The 17,175-nt window shown below is 65.7% G+C and carries 11 protein-coding genes; 4 read left to right on the top strand and 7 right to left on the bottom strand.

Annotated elements, in window-relative coordinates:
* The first annotated feature begins 88 nt into the window (after positions 1–88).
* Positions 89–1,492: an MFS transporter gene (locus tag ACMX2H_RS04630; RefSeq protein WP_414959192.1), complete on the top strand. Its 1,404-nt coding sequence runs from the start codon at positions 89–91 to the stop codon at positions 1,490–1,492.
* 77 nt (positions 1,493–1,569) lie between these two features.
* On the opposite strand, the gene ACMX2H_RS04625 is transcribed toward ACMX2H_RS04630, so the two are convergent.
* From ACMX2H_RS04625 to ACMX2H_RS04605, 5 genes are all read right to left on the bottom strand, one after another.
* The gene (locus ACMX2H_RS04625; RefSeq protein WP_414959190.1) at positions 1,570–7,038 is read right to left on the bottom strand and encodes a peroxidase family protein; all 5,469 of its coding nucleotides are present in this window, start codon (positions 7,036–7,038) and stop codon (positions 1,570–1,572) included.
* A 259-nt stretch (positions 7,039–7,297) separates the two neighbouring features.
* Positions 7,298–7,567 carry a GlsB/YeaQ/YmgE family stress response membrane protein gene (locus ACMX2H_RS04620; RefSeq protein ID WP_414959189.1) on the bottom strand — a complete coding sequence of 90 codons (270 nt, stop codon included), beginning with the start codon at positions 7,565–7,567 and terminating at the stop codon, positions 7,298–7,300.
* A gap of 181 nt (positions 7,568–7,748) precedes the next feature.
* Positions 7,749–9,527: an acetyl/propionyl/methylcrotonyl-CoA carboxylase subunit alpha gene (locus ACMX2H_RS04615; RefSeq protein WP_414959188.1), complete on the bottom strand. Its 1,779-nt coding sequence runs from the start codon at positions 9,525–9,527 to the stop codon at positions 7,749–7,751.
* A 122-nt stretch (positions 9,528–9,649) separates the two neighbouring features.
* Positions 9,650–10,306: a Maf family protein gene (locus ACMX2H_RS04610; protein WP_414959186.1), complete on the bottom strand. Its 657-nt coding sequence runs from the start codon at positions 10,304–10,306 to the stop codon at positions 9,650–9,652.
* Between the two features lie 253 nt (positions 10,307–10,559).
* Positions 10,560–12,290: a DUF885 domain-containing protein gene (locus ACMX2H_RS04605; protein ID WP_414959185.1), complete on the bottom strand. Its 1,731-nt coding sequence runs from the start codon at positions 12,288–12,290 to the stop codon at positions 10,560–10,562.
* A gap of 169 nt (positions 12,291–12,459) precedes the next feature.
* Between ACMX2H_RS04605 and ACMX2H_RS04600 the strand changes: the two genes are divergently transcribed.
* Complete coding sequence (locus ACMX2H_RS04600; RefSeq protein WP_414959183.1) at positions 12,460–13,716, top strand: serpin family protein; 1,257 nt, start codon at positions 12,460–12,462, stop codon at positions 13,714–13,716.
* 45 nt (positions 13,717–13,761) lie between these two features.
* Complete coding sequence (locus tag ACMX2H_RS04595) at positions 13,762–14,145, top strand: VOC family protein (protein ID WP_414959182.1); 384 nt, start codon at positions 13,762–13,764, stop codon at positions 14,143–14,145.
* A gap of 1 nt (position 14,146) precedes the next feature.
* Here the strand turns inward: ACMX2H_RS04595 and ACMX2H_RS04590 are convergent, their stop codons facing one another.
* Positions 14,147–14,422: an acyl-CoA carboxylase epsilon subunit gene (locus ACMX2H_RS04590; protein ID WP_414959181.1), complete on the bottom strand. Its 276-nt coding sequence runs from the start codon at positions 14,420–14,422 to the stop codon at positions 14,147–14,149.
* A complete protein-coding gene (locus tag ACMX2H_RS04585) occupies positions 14,419–16,014 on the bottom strand; it encodes an acyl-CoA carboxylase subunit beta (protein WP_136784235.1) in 1,596 nt (531 codons plus the stop codon). Before ACMX2H_RS04585 ends, ACMX2H_RS04590 begins: the two co-directional genes overlap by 4 nt.
* Before the next feature lie 262 nt (positions 16,015–16,276).
* On the opposite strand from ACMX2H_RS04585, the gene ACMX2H_RS04580 reads away from it, so the two are divergent.
* Positions 16,277–17,164 carry a biotin--[acetyl-CoA-carboxylase] ligase gene (locus ACMX2H_RS04580; protein WP_414959180.1) on the top strand — a complete coding sequence of 296 codons (888 nt, stop codon included), beginning with the start codon at positions 16,277–16,279 and terminating at the stop codon, positions 17,162–17,164.
* Positions 17,165–17,175: the final 11 nt, after the last annotated feature.

Raw genomic sequence — 17,175 nt, 5'->3', positions numbered from 1 at the left:
CCGTCCACATAATGAAATGGATGTCCGAAGTGCGGACTGTTCAGCATAGAATCTGTCCGATATTCATCCGAGCGAAAGCCGTTATTCAATGTCCACACCAGCACCAGTCACCCAAGGGGCGCCGGCCGCGCCGGTGAACTCCCGTGGCCGCGTCATCGTCGCCAGCCTCGTCGGCACGTCCATCGAGTTCTACGACTTCTACGTCTATGCCACCGCAGCCGTGCTCGTTTTCCCGGCGCTGTTCTTCCCGAATGCCAGCGGCGCCGTCGCACTGCTGAGCTCGTTCGCGGTCTTTGGCGTGGCGTTCATCGCGCGCCCGCTGGGGTCGATTGTTTTCGGGCACTTCGGCGACAAGTACGGCCGCAAGGGCACCCTGGTGGCATCCCTGCTCACCATGGGCATCGCCACGTTCCTGATCGGCTGCCTGCCCACCGCCCAGGTGGACGGCTGGTCCTTCTGGGCGCCGGCCCTGCTGGTCGTGATGCGCTTTGCCCAGGGCCTGGCCCTCGGCGGCGAATGGAGCGGTGCCGCACTGCTGGCGACCGAGAACGCGCCGGCCAACAAGCGGGCCATCTACGGCACGTTCCCGCAGCTGGGAGCACCGATCGGGTTCATCATCGCCAACTCGCTGTTCCTGCTGCTGAGCATCAACCTGAGCAATGACCAGTTCATGGCCTGGGGTTGGCGCATTCCGTTCCTGGCCAGCGCCGTGATGGTGATCATCGGTCTGTGGGTCCGGCTGAAACTGGTGGAAACCCCGGCCTTCCAGAAGGTAGTGGACAAGGGCGAAGTGACCAAGCTGCCGCTGGGCCGCGTGTTCAAGACCAGCTGGCGCCAGCTGATCCTGGGTACGTTCATCATGCTGGCGACCTATGTGCTGTTCTACCTGATGACCACCTTCACGCTCTCCTACGGCACCGCCGCCACCAACGCGGCGGACGCTGCCGCGGCGGCCGAAGCGGCTGGAAAGCCCTTCGACCCGGACACCTTCGCCGCCGGCCTGGGCTATGCCCGCAACGACTTCCTGCTGATGCTGATCATCGGCGTCGTGTTCTTCGGAATCTTCACGCTGGTGGCTGGTCCGCTCGCCGAGAAGTTCGGCCGGAGGAAGACCTTGATCTGGGTGTCACTGGGCATTGTGGCCTTTGGTTTCCTCTGGGTGCCGCTGTTCGGCGGCGGCTTCGCCGGCACCATGGCTCACCTGATCATCGGGTTCACCCTGATGGGCCTGACCTTCGGACCGATGGGAGCGATTCTGCCGGAGCTGTTCCCGACCAACGTGCGCTACACCGGCTCCGCCGTGGCCTACAACTTCTCGTCGATCCTCGGCGCCTCGGTGGCTCCGTTCATCGCGGTGGCGCTGTGGCAGGCCGCAGACGGAAGTACCTTGCTGGTTGGCCTCTACCTCAGCGCAGCCGCCGTGCTGACCTTGATCGCGCTGCTGCTCAGCAAGGAAACCAAGGACATGGACTACGAGAACCAGTCAAGCTGATTGGTCCGTTGGACACACGGGAGGACCCGCGGCCGGTGGCCGCGGGTCCTCCTTTGTGTTTACTGGCTCAAGTCCCCCTATTCAGCAGCCGGCGGGTTTGCCGGGCTGGGCACTATACCGGTGGCGTTGGAGCGGGCCGTCTCGGCCTGTCCGCGGTCATCGGTGTAGCTGATGGTGAGCCGGATCTGGTGGTCCTGCTGCGCCGTGGTCACGATGAACGTGGTGGCGGTAGCACCGTTTCCGGTTGCACCGGGGATGTCGGCCCAGGTGGTGCCGTCGGCGCTCTGCTGCCAGGTGTAAACGCCACCCGGCTCTTCCAGAACGCTTTCGGCGCCGTCGGCGTCCTCCAGTTGCTGGCTGATCCGCAGAATGTCGCCGACACTCGGATTGGCCGGTGCGATCGTCAGCCCCGTGGGTGCATCATTGACGTTCGCCACCTCCGCCGTTGCGTCGGAGGCAATCTGCTCGTGGATTCCAGCGCCGTCCACGTAGGTCACCAGGACACGGACCGGGAAACCGACCTCGGCATCGCCAAGGGTGAATTTGCCCGTTTCGTTCGCCTGGGTGGTGACCCACATGTTGGTGAAGGGATCCGTGCCGGCCTCGGTCAGGATCTGCAGCGAGTAGGTCAGCTTCGAATCGATGCCGTCAGAGTCGGTGACTCCGGAGGCGTCGGTGGTGAGCGTGCCGTCCTCGGTGATCGGATCCGTGTAGTTGAGGACAACTTCGCCCTCGGCTTGACCGCAGTTTCCGGTGGTACCCAGCGGCAGGCAGACAACTGAGTCGTTGAACTTCAGCCGCTCGATGTTCCGGACCACGTTGGCCATCTCCGGAGCTTCCAAGGTGTTGGAAACCTCGAAGACGCCGGGCTCGAGTTCCGTGATGGTGTAGTCCTCACGGATGCCCTCGAACACCGCGGTGTCAATGACGCCCGACTGGTTCTCCAGTTGCTTGATCTCGCGGACGATGTGCAGGTCGCCCGGGTTGATCTGGCCCCGGAACACCCTGGTGGTGAAGGCGCTCATCGAGTTGGCGGATTCCACCGGGCCGCCTGCCGGGCGGTGCTCCACCCGGACGTTCAGCCAGGCATCGCCGTCGACGAAGTTGCGCCCTTGCCGCGGTTCGATCAGGTCGCTGCCCAAACCACCGATGATGATGTTGTTGTTCACATCGCCGTCGTAGCTGACCGGATCATCCTTCAGGAACGGGCGGGCATACTCCGGAACGGTCCCGCCGCCGAGCAGGTCGCGCAGGCCGGCAATCCGGTCCAGGTGCTCCTGGGTCAGATCGTGGCCGTAGCCGATTTGCTCGTCACCGAAGGTCAGGTCGATGCCGCCTTGGGAGCCGCGCAGGATATCGTTGCCGTTGCCGCCGGACAGTGCCTCGGTTTGCAGGTACCGGTCACGGATACCCGTGAGGTCCTGCGGCATGCCGACGATGAAGCCCATGTCGGCGTTGACCATGTTCGGCTGGTTCTTGTAGCTCACCCAGTCGAACCCGAGGACACCGGAGAACCGTTCGGTGCCCGGACCGGCGATCATGACGTCGTCGCCGCCTTCGGCATCGAAATCGGTGTTTCCGCCGTTGCTGATGATCACGTCGTGACCGCCGTGGTACAGGTTGGGGTCATTGAACAACGTGTTGCCCATATCGCCCTGGAGAAGGTCCGCGTTTCCACCGCCTTCCAGCCAGTCGTTGCCCTCGTCGCCGTACATCGTGTCCCGCCCGGTCGAGCCCAACATGAAGTCGTCGCCGAGGCCGCCGTGGGCGGTCACCCCGTCATGGCCACCCAGCATGAAGTCCTTACCCGAGCCACCGAAGGTCAGGTCGGCAATGCCAGGTCCGGGATTGAGCGCGTCGTTGCCCGCTTCACCCTGGAGCCGGTCGCCGTCGCCGAACAAGTCGGTGACGATGTCGTTGCCATCGCCGCCCATGAGCGCGTCGATGCCATCGTCGCCTTCCAGCCGGTCGTTGCCGCCCTTGCCCCAGATGGAATCATCGCCCAAGCCTCCGCGGATGGTGGAGGGCTGGTCGTTGTCCTGGATGGTTACGTGCTCCGCTCCGGTGAAGCGCCAGCCGTTGGCCTGGCTGCCGGTCAACCCGGCAGCATTCAGGTCCGCCTGCGGGCTGTCCAGGTCGAAGGTCAGCTGCGGTGCCGCGAACACGTCGTGCGGCACACGGTCCGCGGTGGTGTTGCGGATGACGAGCTGGCTGAGCGAGTTGGCCTCCAACGAGTGGAACAGCGTGTTGCCCAGGTTGCGGGTCAGGTAGTAGAACCGGTCGCCGTTCTGCAAATCTTCGAGCTGCTTCTCGAACACGTAGTTGAACGTGGCCCCGAGCATGCCGCCGAAGATGTAGGGCTTCTCCGCCAGGCCACCCATCCAGAAATCGACGTCGTCGAGACCGGTCTCTGCAGCGGGGGCGTTCATGAAGTCCGCATCCGCTGCCAGAGCCTCGCCGGCGGCGCGCTTGGTTTTCAGCGTGGTTGCCTCCTGCACCGACGGGTGGATGCCGTAAGCCGCGATGAAGTTGGAGATGGACTCCGGGTTCTTCATCGAGAGCCGGAAGTCCTCCCAGCTTTCGTACGGCTGCAGGGTGGGATCGCCGGACTGCTCGAAGAACGTCGCCCGGGCTGCCTGCAACCCGGGAGTGCCGGTGTCACGGGCGCGCATCATGTTGATGGCCGGCAGATCCAGCGGCAAGCCCAGCAACTGGTTCCGCAGCGTATCGGTGACGAACTCATCGATGCCGTTGGCGGTCTGGTTGGCCAGGCCCTTCAAGACGGATCCTGCCGCTTCTTCTCCGCTGAGCGCCGAGCCGTCCGGCGCAGTCCCGTAGGCCTTCGGATTCAGGAACGCGTCGAACAGCGGAATGTCGACCATCTCTCCGTTGACCTCGCGCGGCAGCGTCTCGCGCAGCATCGAGTGCCCGAACCGGTAGACCACATGCGCGAACTCGGCGTTGATGGCCGAGTTAACCTGCGGCTGATAGGAGTTCTCATTCAGGACTACCGCGTCAATCGACGGGGCGATCCGCCGCGCGAACTCTTCGAACACCAAGTGCTGGTACTGCATTTCGGTCATGAACCGGGCCGCCTGGAAGAGCCGCTCGCCGTAGTCCCAGAAGCCGTCGGCCTCGTAGCGGGCCTGCAACTCCTCAGGCATGGTCTGCAGCTCATCATGGATCTGTTCCATCATCCGGTTGTGCTCGGCGTGGAACACATGGTGGACCGACGTCAGACCGATGTTCTCGTTGCCGCGGCCGTCGCCGGTGATGAAGTGCTCGCCGAGGGCCACATTGTCGTAGCCCGGGATGTTGGGACCGCCATCCGGGTTTGGCTTATCCGGTGCGGGTGTCGCACCATGGGCGATGTCGTCTAGGAAGGACACGTTCGCCGTCTCCCCGTCGGTGGCTACCGGGTTGTCGCGGTTGCCTTCGATGAAGCCGCCCTCGTCGGCGATCTGGGCCTGGCCGTTGGCGCCCAGGATCAGGTGCCCGTACGGGTCGGTTGCCAGCAGTGGCACGTCCAGGGCGTCAAAGTCGTCCATCTCGAAGCCGAGGACGTCCCGCGCCTGATTCTTGACGTCGTTCCACGTCGGCAGTCCGCCGTTCACACCGTTGAGGATGCGGCCGGTGGGCTGCGGACTTCCGTCGGGGCCGACCTCGTACTGCCGCATGAACGCGTTGTGCGCGGCATGCGAGCCGTAGGTCTGGTTCTGGTCCACGAACGGGGTGGTGCGGTTGGTGTGCTCGCGGCCTTCGCCGTCGGCGATGGTGGCCCGGCTCAGCGTGAGGAAGTTGGTGCGCGATCCCTCAACATACAGCGGATCATCTTCCTTCAGCGGGACGACGATCGTGCCGTTGCCGCCCTTTTCCACCAGGTCCAGGCCGTGGTCGAAGAACTGGCCGAAGATCACGAACAGCGACGTCGCGGAGGCGGACAGGCCTTCGTCGGTGGCGATGTCCGGGATGAACACGTTCGTTCCGGTGGTCAACGCCTGAGCCTCCTGCTGGATGGCGTCGCTGACCGTTGCGGTTCCGCCCAGGACGTTGATGCGCTGCGGGCTCAGCCGAGCGATCTCGGCGGCAACGCTGGCAGGAATGGCACCCCCGGAGGGGACCAACAGGATGGGAGCCTTCTTCAGCGCGGCAGCCGGGATGGCAGCCAGCGCGTCCGGGAAGTTCTCGCCGGTCGCCAGCCAGACCTCAGAGGTTGACTCGTCGTAGTTAGCGGCGGAAATCATTGCCGCGGTCTCGTATCGGGTCTCACCGCCCAAACGGGTAACTGTCCCGCCATTGGCGTAGGCGGCCAAGTCGGTCTCGACCTGGCTGCTGATGGTCGCCGCGCCGCCCAGCACCACAATCTCGCTTGGTGACAGCCGGGTCAGTTCTGCAGCGGTCGGGGCCGGGATGTCTTCCGTATTGACCAACAGGATCGGGTGCCCGTCACGAGCGGCCGGAGCCGCGGCGGCGAGCGCATCCGGGAAGTTGTGGCCGAAAGCGATGTAGACCTTGTTAGCTCCGTCCGGGAAAGCGTCCGCGCTGAGCTGTGCCGCAGTCTCAAAGCGCGTGGCTCCGGAAATCCGCTCAACGGTTGCCTCCGGATGCGAAGACGTCAGTTGGTCGAGGACGCCATTGCTGACAATCCCGTCGCCACCCACCACAACGATGCGTTCGGGCTGTAGACGAGCCAGCTCATCTGCCGTGGCCTGCGGAATTCCACCTCCAGTCACCAGCAGAAGTGGCCCGTTGCCGGCGCTCGCAGCCGGTCCGGCCGCCAGCGCGTCGGGGAAGTTTTCCCCGGTGGCAAGGTAGACCACGGGCACATTCGGCGCGAAGTTCGCCTTGCTGATCTGGGCGGCCGTGTCGTAACGGTCCAGGCCGGCGGTCCGGCGTGCTTCGCCGGTACCTTCGACGGAAGCGCCCTCGATCCGCTCAGCGGCACTGACGGCCGCCGGGTTGGATGTCGTTTGGTCGACGATGAGGTTGCTGATGGTGCGCGGTTGCGAGTCGTAGACAAAGCCGTCGGTCTGCTCGTAGCTGGTCATTGGGCCGGGGGTGGGCGAATTGTTGCCCGGGGCAAAAGGCGGAGTGGCTTCTGCCTGCTTGTAGTCAGCCTCCAACAACCGGGGGAAGGTGGTGCCCGCCGTGCCGTAGCCGTCCTGGCCGGGCATCAGGTTGTTCCACCGTCCGTCGACCGTGCGCAGGCCAAACGGCAGCAACGGGGATCCCACGCAGGGGTCGCCGTCGAGGTCGTAATGCGTCTGCTCGGAGACATCGAAGGTCGATGTCGACTTACACAGCGGTGACGAGTCCGGGTTGGTCAGCGTGTCCTCGGCATGCGCCTCGGAAATGTCGATCTGCTTGATGATGAATTCCAGATCGCCCTGCGAAACATTGAAGTCCTGGCCCGGCGGCGGTGCCGCCGCCGCTACTCCGCCGGGTAGCATCACCCCGGACAGAATGACGGCGCTGCCAGTGGCCAGCGCTGCCAGACTGAGACTTGTTCGGCGGCCCGGTGACCGGTGCCGCGGTGAGTTGCCCATTTTTTCTCCCCATCTCAGGGGGTCCGGCTCTTGGGCGCCGAACCCGCAAAGCAATGGCCGTTGCTGCCGGAATGGTGCGCAGACCGGCAGGGCCACTGGTGTGGAGGTTGTCACGGGCACCCTTGGGAAAACCTGCGGGCGTGCACGCGGCGTCAGGGCAAGGCAGCAACGCTGGCACGAGCGGGGCACAACAAAGGCCCGCCGCCCCGGACGGGACGGCGGGCCAGATACCGCTAAGGAGCAGCTCAAGCGGTCACAGTCAGACGGTGCTGCTCCTCCTGTTCGTGATGAAGCCCCAGATCACCAGCACGATCAGGGCTCCAATAATCGCCCAGATCCATGATGCGAGGCTGAAGAAATCATTCATATCGACACTCGCTACCATGCCGCCGATCCATCCGCCCAGCAGGGCGCCGATGACGCCCACGATCAGGGTGGCGATCCAGCCGCCGCCCTGCCGTCCCGGAAGGATCAGTTTGGCGATGGCGCCGGCAATCAGTCCAAGCAAGAGGAATGCTAGAAAACCCATGACGTGCATCTCCTTTATGTAGGTGATACTTCATTTGTCTCCCGGCCGGGCGGCCGGGTCCTGCTCCTTGTAAGCATCACGGTACAGCATAGGAAGCCTGCTTATAAGTTCCCGCGCCCACTTGGCGCTAAAACGTGACGGAACTACAACGGCTGATACAGTCGGGCCGGGAAAAGCGCTGCTAGTCCACGATCGTGGCCAGCACCGCGCCGGCGGAGACAGTGTCCCCGGCCTTGGCGGAAAGGCCCGAAATCGTCCCGGCCTTGTGGGCCGTGAGCGGCTGTTCCATCTTCATCGCCTCGAGTACGACGACGAGATCGCCTTCCGCGACCGCGTCGCCTTCGGCGACGGCGACTTTCACAATCGTGCCCTGCATGGGCGAGGCCAGGCCGTCGCCACTGGCGGCGGCCCCGGCGGCCGCACCGGACCGCCCGCGGGCGCGCTTGGGCTTGCCGTTGGACTTGGCGGCGGCACCCATACCCGAGCCGAGGCCGGCCGGAAGCACGACTTCCAGCCGCTTGCCCCCGACCTCGACGGTCACACGCTGGCGCTCACCGTCTTCGTCGGCCGAGGCGGCCTGGGCGGGCTGGAAGGCAGGAATGTCGTTGCGGAACTCGGTTTCGATCCAACGGGTGTGGACGCTGAACGCTCCATGCTCGGGGGCGAACGCCGGGTCGGCCACTACGGCGCGGTGGAACGGCAGCACGGTCGGCATGCCGCCGATTTCCATCTCGTCCAGGGCCCGCCGCGCCCGTTCGAGGGCCTGGCTGCGGGTGCTGCCGGTGATGATCAGCTTGGCCAGCATGGAGTCGAAGTTTCCGCCGACAACTTCGCCTGCTTCGATGCCCGAGTCCACGCGGACGCCGGGGCCGGTGGGAAGGCGCAGGGTCTCGACCACGCCCGGGGCGGGCATGAAGTTCCGGCCGGCATCTTCGCCGTTGATGCGGAATTCGAAGGAATGGCCGCGCACTTCCGGGTCCTCGTAGCCGAGCTCCTCGCCGCGGGCAAGGCGGAACTGCTCGCGGACCAAGTCAATGCCGGTGACTTCCTCCGAGACCGGGTGCTCAACCTGCAGGCGGGTGTTGACCTCCAGGAAGGAGATGGTGCCGTCCTGGCCGACCAGGAATTCGCACGTGCCGGCGCCCTGGTACTTCGCTTCGCGCAAGATCGCTTTGGAGGCGGCGTACAGGCGTTCGTTTTGCTCAGCGGACAGGAAGGGTGCCGGAGCTTCCTCCACGAGTTTCTGGTTGCGCCGCTGGAGCGAGCAGTCGCGGGTGGACACCACCACCACGTTGCCGTGCGCATCGGCAAGGCACTGGGTTTCCACGTGCCGCGGAGCATCCAGGAAGCGCTCCACGAAGCATTCTCCGCGGCCAAACGCCGCCGTGGCTTCGCGGACGGCTGATTCGTAGGACTCGGCGATGTCCTGCCGGTCGCGGACCACCTTGATGCCGCGGCCGCCGCCGCCGTAAGCGGCCTTAATGGCCAGCGGCAGGCCGTGGGCGTCGGCGAAGTCAAGCACTTCCTGCACGCTCGCCACCGGGTCGGGCGTGCCGGGCACCAGGGGAGCGCCGACCCGTTCGGCGATGTGCCGTGCCTGGACCTTGTCGCCCAGTTGGGCGATCGCTTCGGGGGAGGGGCCGATCCAGGTCAGGCCGGCGTCGATGACCCGCTGGGCGAATTCGGCGTTTTCGGAGAGGAAACCGTAGCCGGGGTGGACTGCGTCGGCACCGGCAGCCTGGGCCACCTGCAGCAGCTTGTCCATCACCAGATAGGATTCGGCGGCGGTGTTCCCGCCGAGTGCGAAGGCCTCGTCCGCCAGCCGGACATGCAGGGCATCCCGGTCCGGGTCGGCATAGACAGCGACCGAGGCAATGCCCTCGTCGCGTGCTGCACGGACAATGCGGACGGCAATTTCACCACGGTTGGCGATCAGTACCTTGGTGATGCGCTGGGTCATTCGATGCTCCTTCTATCCTTGAGGAGCCTAGCTTGCTTTTGCGGGAATCGCTCACGAATCATGCCGTTTGTGCGTGTGCAACGGCTGTTCTTTGTAGGAGTCCTACAAAATCGTTGGGAGGGTCATTTCCAGAGGTCGGTGATCTGGACGTTGGCATTGGCCAGCAGCCGGCGCAAGGTGGAGACAGACAGCCCGACCACGGCATGCGGGTCGCCGTCGACGCGTTCGATGAAGGCTCCGCCGAGCGAGTCGATGGTGAAAGAGCCGGCAACGTGGAGGGGTTCACCGGTGGCCACGTAGGCGTCGACCTCGGCGTCGGAGAGCTGGGCGAAATGCACCGCGGCGGAGGCGACCGCGCCCACGGTGGCGCCCGATCCGGCGTCGTGGTTTTCCGGGTCTTCGGTATCAAAGGCAGTGGGACGGCAGTCCACCAGCCAGTGGCCGGTGTGCAGCACGCCGTGCCGGCCGCTCATCTTGCGTAGGCGTTCGCGGGCGACCTCCGGCTCATGGGGTTTGCCGTACGGCTCGCCGTCGAGTTCAAAGACCGAGTCGCAGCCGAGCACCAGGGTGCCCTCGGATTCGGGCAGGGCGGCCACCGCTTCGGCCTTGGCCCGGGCCAGTAGCAGCGCGGTGTCGTGCGGGTCCGTGATCCCATAGCTGGCCGTGACGGCGTCCTCGTCCACCTCCGAGACCAGGACCTGGTGTGCTATGCCGGCTTCGGACAGGAGCTTGGTGCGGGCGGGGGACGCGGAGGCGAGAATCAGGTGGAGGTCGGTCACCCGATCTAGCCTAGCCGCTGCCGGAAAAACCAACCTTGCTTAGCGTGTTTCCGCGCTGTGACCTGAGCGTAAAGATTCGCCGCGGTTACCCGCTGGCCCGGTTGCCTGACCGTACGATCTTTCGCGGGAGCTGCTGCTCCCGCCGGAGAGTACGCCCCGCCCGGGGCCGAAGGGACCCGGCACAGGAAAGGGCCGGTGCACCGTTGGGGGATGCATCGGCCCTCCTGTTTGCCCGCACGGGCTGGCAGATGAGTCAGCTGTCGGACGGAACCGGCTCGTCGCCCAGCAGCGCGCGCCGTAGGGTGTCCAGGCCGACGGAGCCGATGTTCAGCGCCTGACTGTGGAAGGCCTTGATGTCGAATGCGGCGCCTTCACGGCGCCGCCGCTCCTCGCGGATTTCCTCCCAGAGCTTCTGACCCAGCTTGTAGGACGGAGCCTGGCCCGGCCAGCCCAGGTAGCGGGTGAACTCGAAGTCCAGCTGGCCCTTGCTGATCGCGATGTTCCGGCGCAGGAACTCGTAGCCCTTCTCCGGAGTCCAGGTTCCGGAACCCCAGCGTTCGGGGACTTCCAGCTCCAGATGGACGCCGATGTCGAACACCACGCGGGCCGCCCGCATCCGTTGCGCGTCGAGCATTCCCATCCGATCGCCCGGGTCGGCCAGGTAGCCCAGCTCGTCCATCAGGCGCTCGGCGTACAGCGCCCAGCCCTCGCCGTGGCCGGAGACCCAGCAGATGTTCCGCCGCCAGTTGTTCAATAGCTCGCGGCGGTAGGTCGCCGTCGCAATCTGAAGGTGGTGGCCGGGAACGCCCTCATGGTAGACCGTGGTGGTTTCTTTCCAGGTGGTGAAGCTGTCCTCGCCTTCCGGCACTGACCACCACATGCGGCCCGGCCGGGCGAAGTCGTCGCTGGGGCCGGTGTAGTAGATGCCACCTTCATGGGTCGGGGCGATCATGCACTCCAGTCGGCGCATCGGCTCGTAGATCTCAAAGTGTCCGGACAGCTCGTCCACGGCCTTGTCGGACAGGTCCTGCATCCACGCCTGCAGTTCATCGGTGCCGTGGAGCTGCCGCGCAGGGTCGGCATCCAGCAGTTCCATCGCTTCCTCGATGCTGGCGCCGGGCTTGATCTGCTCGGCGACTGCTTCCTGCTCCGCGATGATCCTGGCCAGCTCCGCCACGCCCCAGGCATACGTCTCTTCCAGGTCCACCGCGGACCCCAGGAACCGGCGCGACATGAGCGCGTAGCGTTCGCGGCCGACGGCGTCCTTCTCCGGGGCAGCCGGCAACACCTCGGTCTCCAGCACGTCAGCCAGCTGGCTGTAGGCAGTGGCCGCGGATTCGGCGGCCGCAGCCAGCCTCTCGCGCAGGTCCTCGGACAGCTCACCCTCTTCGACCGCAGCCTGCCCGGCCAGCGCCCGGAAGAAACCGTCCTCGGCCGCATAGGCTTTGGTCTGCTCCATGACAATGTGCACCTGCCGCTTGGCAGCGACCAGTCCGCGGTCCCTGGCCTCGCGGAGGGAGGACACATAGCCGGCGATCGCATCGGGGACGTTGGCCATCCGGCCGGCAATGTTGTTCCAGTCCTCGACGGTCCGGGTGGGCATCAGGTCGAAAATGGCGCGGATGTCCTGGGATGGCGAGGCGATGTTGTTCAGGTCCGCCAAGTTCCAGCCGGTTTCGTGGATCTCCAATTCGAGACCCAGCCGCTCCTGCATCGCGTCCAGCGTGACCCGGTCCACGTCGTCGGTGGGTTCCAGATCCTCCAGCCGCCGCAGGGCTTCCCGGGTGGCTTCGGCGTAGGCCTCCGCCCCGGCCGGGGAGAAGTCCGGGTATTCGGTCTCGTGTCCGGGGATGCCGAGGGAGGTCGCCAGCGACGGGTCCAGTTCCAGCAGGGTTGCCGTGTAGGCGTCTGCTACGGCGTCGATGGCGGACGGAATGCGCCCGGTTTCCGGGGTCTTGGTCAGTTCAGATGTCTGCTCAGTCACACCGAGAGCCTACCGGCAACCAGTTGCCTTGGGCCACGTAACGCCGCCGCGGCGGCTATCCGGGCCCGGAATCGGGGTCTGCCGGCAGTTGTCACCGGATCGTATCCAGCGGCCTCTGGCCCCGGACCCCGCCAGCGCCTAGGTTGGGGTCAACAGTCAGGAGAACAGAGTGCGACGAAGGACGACGGCGGCGCTTGCCGCCTTGGGAGTGGCGCCGGCGGTCATGCTCGGCGGCTGTGCGGCGCCTCCCGAGTTGCTGAGGGCCGAAGGCGTGGCCAGGGCCGACGCGGCGGTCGCAGAGTTTCCGGCCGAGATCGATGCGCTCCGGCATTCGGCCTTCACACTGGGGGCGGCCATGCTCGCGGCCGCGCCGGAGCAGAACCAGGTCACCGGGCCGGTGAGTTTGCTCTACGCCGTGGCGATGCTCCGCGCCGGCGCGGGCGGCACCACTGCGGAGGAGATGGACAAGGCCCTGGGCCTGCCGGAGCAGAACCTGGACGCCGCCTTGAACTCCCTGCTGGCCCAGTGGGAAGAATTCGACGGCGACCCCGGCTCGGTCGATGAGGAAGAGCCGCCCGGAAAGCCGCTGATGCATCTGGCCAACGGGGTCTTCGTGGATGCGCAGACGCCGACCGGTGACAATTACCTGCGCCTGCTGGCGGAGCATTACGGTTCCGGCGTTTACCCGGTGGACTATTCCGCTCCCTCCACCAAGGCTGCGATGGACGCGTGGGTGGACCGGCACACCGGCGGCCGGATCACCGAGGCGCCGGGCAGCTACGACCCCGGCAACACGCTGACCCTGCTCAACGCGGTGTATTTCGCGGCCGCCTGGGAACAGCCTTTTGACCCGTCGGCCACGGAGGACGCAGATTTCACCACTGCCTCCGGGGAGAAGGTCTCCGTGCCCATGATGGGGAACCTGGTACAGGCCTGGTACGCGCGCGGGACGGGCTGGCAGGGCCTGGACCTGCCCTACGGCGACGGCTTCGTCATGCGGCTCGTCCTGCCCGACGGCGGAAGCCCTGTGCTGGATCAGGCCGGGCTGGCGGAGGTGGCGACAGTGATGGATGACGCGGCGGAGGCCTTGGTCGTTCTGGAGTTGCCCCGCTGGAACCACACGCACCGGCAGGATCTGCTGCCAATCCTGCGCGGCCTGGGGCTTGACGAGACCTTTGGGCCGGATCCGGATCTGGAGGCGATCCAGCAGGATGCCTCGGTGACCGGCGCCGCCCAGCAGGCCAACATCACGGTCGGGGAAAAGGGAACCATCGCCGCGGCAGTGACCCAGTTGGATGTGATGTCGGGATCGTTGCCGCCGCAGCCTGATATCGAGCTTTCGTTCGACCGGCCCTTCCTCTACCAGATCATCCACCTGCCCACGGGTTTCCCGCTCTTCCTCGGCACGGTGATGGATCCGCGCTGAGCAACCGACCAAGCGGCACACGAACAGCCAGACGCAGGGGGGACCATGACCGTGACTGAAGTAATCCCGTATCTGTATTACGAGGGCGCCGATGCTGCCTTGGACTGGATGGAGCAGGTGCTCGGTTTCGGTCCGGCCGCGCGCTGGCGCACCGCCGACGGGGTCACCGAAGAGGCCGAGATTGTGGCTGGCGGCAGCCGGATCGCAGTCTGCGGACGTGCCCCCGATCCGGGCAACGGCGGCGGGCTGTTGCTCATCGTGCACGTGGACGATGTCGAAGCCCAGTACCAGCGGGTGAAAGCCGCGGTGGACGTGGACGTTGAACCGCCGGCAGACCAGCCCTACGGACCGCGGACCTTCACGGTCACGGATCCTTGGGGCTACTCCTGGAACTTCTGGCAGGGCGAGGCCACACCGCCGTCGGAATGATCTAGCGGAAGGTGTGCCGCCAGGCTCCCGGACCGTGCGAGACGAAAGGCCTCAGCAGCGGCCGCCGCGGACGCCGGGCCCGGCGCGACGGCGTACCGGGCTGTCCCGACGACTGGAGGGCGGCAACGACGGCGGTCAGGGCCGCGAGTTCCTCGGGAGTCGGGTTGCCCTTGGCCACCGTCAGCAGCGGAGCCAGCCCCACGGCATCGTCGCCGGACTGAAATCCGGCGGCCTCGGTTGAAGGAGCTGCGCCTGAGGTTTCTGGCTGGTTGCTCATAGTGGAATGTTCCCGTGCTTCTTGTGCGGCATGGTGGCCCGTTTGTCGCGCAGCGCGCGCAGGCCGCGGACCACCTGAAGGCGCGTCTCCGAGGGCGCGATCACGGCGTCGACGTAGCCGAGTTCGGCAGCCTGGTAGGGGTTGAGCAACTCTTCCTCGTACTGCGCTATGATCTCCTGCCGGCGGGCCTCGACGTCGCCGCCATCCGCGGCCACGGCGGCGAGGTCACGGCGGTAAAGGATGTTGACGGCGCCCTGGGCGCCCATGACTCCGATTTGCGCCGTGGGCCAGGCCAGGTTGAGGTCGGCACCGAGCTTCTTGGAACCCATCACGATGTAGGCCCCGCCGTAGGCCTTGCGGGTGATGACGGTCAGCTTCGGCACGGTGGCCTCGGCGTAGGCGTAGAGCAGCTTGGCTCCACGCCGGATGATGCCGTTGAACTCCTGGTCCTTGCCGGGCAGGAAGCCGGGCACATCCACCAGGGTGAGGATCGGGACGTTGAACGCGTCGCAGTGCCGGACGAACCGGGCAGCCTTTTCCGAGGCATTGATGTCCAGCGTGCCGGCGAACTGCATGGGCTGGTTGGCCACGATGCCGACCGTGTGTCCTTCGACGCGGCCGTAGCCAATGATGACGTTCGGCGCATACAGGGACTGCATCTCCAGGAAGTTGCCGTCGTCGACAACATGCTCGATCACGGTCCGCATGTCGTACGGCTGGTTGGCCGAGTCCGGAATCAGTTCATCCAGGGTCAGGTCGTCATCGGTGATCTCGAGTTCTTCGTCGAAGTCGAGCGGCGGGGCCTCGGCCAGGTTGTTCGAGGGCAGGAACTCCAGCAGTTCGCGGACGAATTCGATGGCGTCCGATTCATCGGCGGCCAGATACGTGGCGGTGCCGGTGGTGGCATTGTGCTGCCGCGCTCCGCCCAGCGTCTCCATGTCCACCTCTTCGCCGGTGACGGTCTTGATCACGTCGGGTCCGGTGATGAACATGTGGCTGGTCTTGTCCACCATCACCACAAAATCGGTCAGGGCGGGGGAGTAGGCGGCGCCGCCGGCGCACGGACCCATGATCAGCGAAATCTGCGGCACGACGCCGGAGGCGGCAACGTTGTTGCGGAAGATGTCCGCGAACATCGCCAGCGAGGCCACGCCCTCCTGGATGCGGGCGCCGCCGCCGTCGTTGATGCCGATCACGGGGCAGCCGTTGCGCAGGGCGAATTCCTGCACCTTGACGATTTTCTCGCCGTTGACTTGGGAGAGCGAACCGCCGTAGACGGAGAAGTCCTGGCTGTACAGTCCCACCAGGCGCCCATCCACGGTGCCGTAACCGGAGACGACGCCGTCGCCGAGCGGCTTCTTCTTCTCCATCCCGAAGGCAGTAGACCGGTGCGTTGCCAAGGCATCGAACTCGACGAAGGAACCCTCGTCCACCAGCATCTCGATACGTTCCCGGGCGGTGTTCTTGCCACGAGCATGTTGCTTCTCGATCGCCTCGGCGCCGGAGGGCTGCAGGGACTCTGCCTGGCGGCGGCGGAAGTCCGCAATCTTGCCTGCAGTGGTCTGCAAGTCAAGGTCTTGATCGAGGCTCATGAAATCTCCGGATTCTGCCGAGGGTGTCGGACGCTGGCGGCCTGCTGGCTGTTAAGTAGGTTTCGTACAAAACAGCGGAGCACAGGCGCGTCGCTGAACCAAGTCTAGTGAGCAGTAGCGGGACGCCTGCTGTAGGAACCCTACAATTTCGCCGCTCCTGCTTTTGGCCACCACTCGTCACCAGCCGTGGCCGGCGGAAGACCGGAGGGATCGCGGCCGCCACGCGGCTCCTCAGCAGCCTGCGGTCAGTAGGATGGAACACATGAGCCAGAGTTTCCCCGACGTCGACCGCCCGGCCCTGGACTTCGACGGCCTCAGCGATGCTCTCTGTGCACCCTTGGGCCCGTACCGGAAGCTTGAACTGGTGGAATCCACCGGCTCCACCAATACCGATCTGGCTGCTTGGGCAGTAGCGGACAAGGTGGGCTGGTCGGACCTCAGCATCCTGGCGGCCGAGGAGCAGACGGCGGGCCGCGGCCGGCTGGAACGCCAATGGACCGCGCCGGCGCGCTCATCCGTGATCGTGAGCATCCTGCTGCGACCGTTCAACCGCGCCGGTAACCCGGTGCCTACGCAGAGCTACGCCTGGTTCTCGCTGCTGGCGGCTGCGGCCCTGGCAGAGGCGCTGGGCGAGTACGCGCAGCTCAAGGCAGAGGTCAAATGGCCCAACGACGTGCTGGTCTCCGGGCGAAAGATCGCCGGAATCTTGGCCCAAGTCGTCAACTACCCGGACGGGTCGCCGCCCGCCGTCGTTCTCGGCACGGGCCTGAACGTGACGCTCTCCCGGGATGAGCTTCCCGTTCCCACCGCCACCAGCGTGGCGATTGAAAAAGGGCGGACTACGGACCGGAACATTCTGCTGATGTCCTATGTGCGCGTCTTCGCGAAGCGGTACCGTCAATTCTGCGATGTCAACGGCGACCCGGCGGCTGAATGGAACGACGGCTCGAGTCTGCTCTCGCGGATGCGCGATGTGATGGTCACGTTGGGGCAGCAGGTGCGCGCCGAGCTGCCGGACGGAAAACAGATCATCGGCGAGGCTTTCGGCCTGGATGCCTACGGCGCCGTCAAGATTCGGGATGCTGAAGGCACCGAACACGTCGTGGCGGCCGGCGACGTCGTTCACATCCGGCCGCACGAAGGCTCCTAGGTTGACCCGGA

This window comes from Arthrobacter sulfonylureivorans, assembly GCF_047607445.1.
Classification (GTDB): Bacteria; Actinomycetota; Actinomycetes; order Actinomycetales; family Micrococcaceae; genus Crystallibacter; species Crystallibacter sulfonylureivorans_A.
Note: the sequence above shows the minus strand (reverse complement) of the source record. Positions and strands in the feature narration are given on the sequence as shown.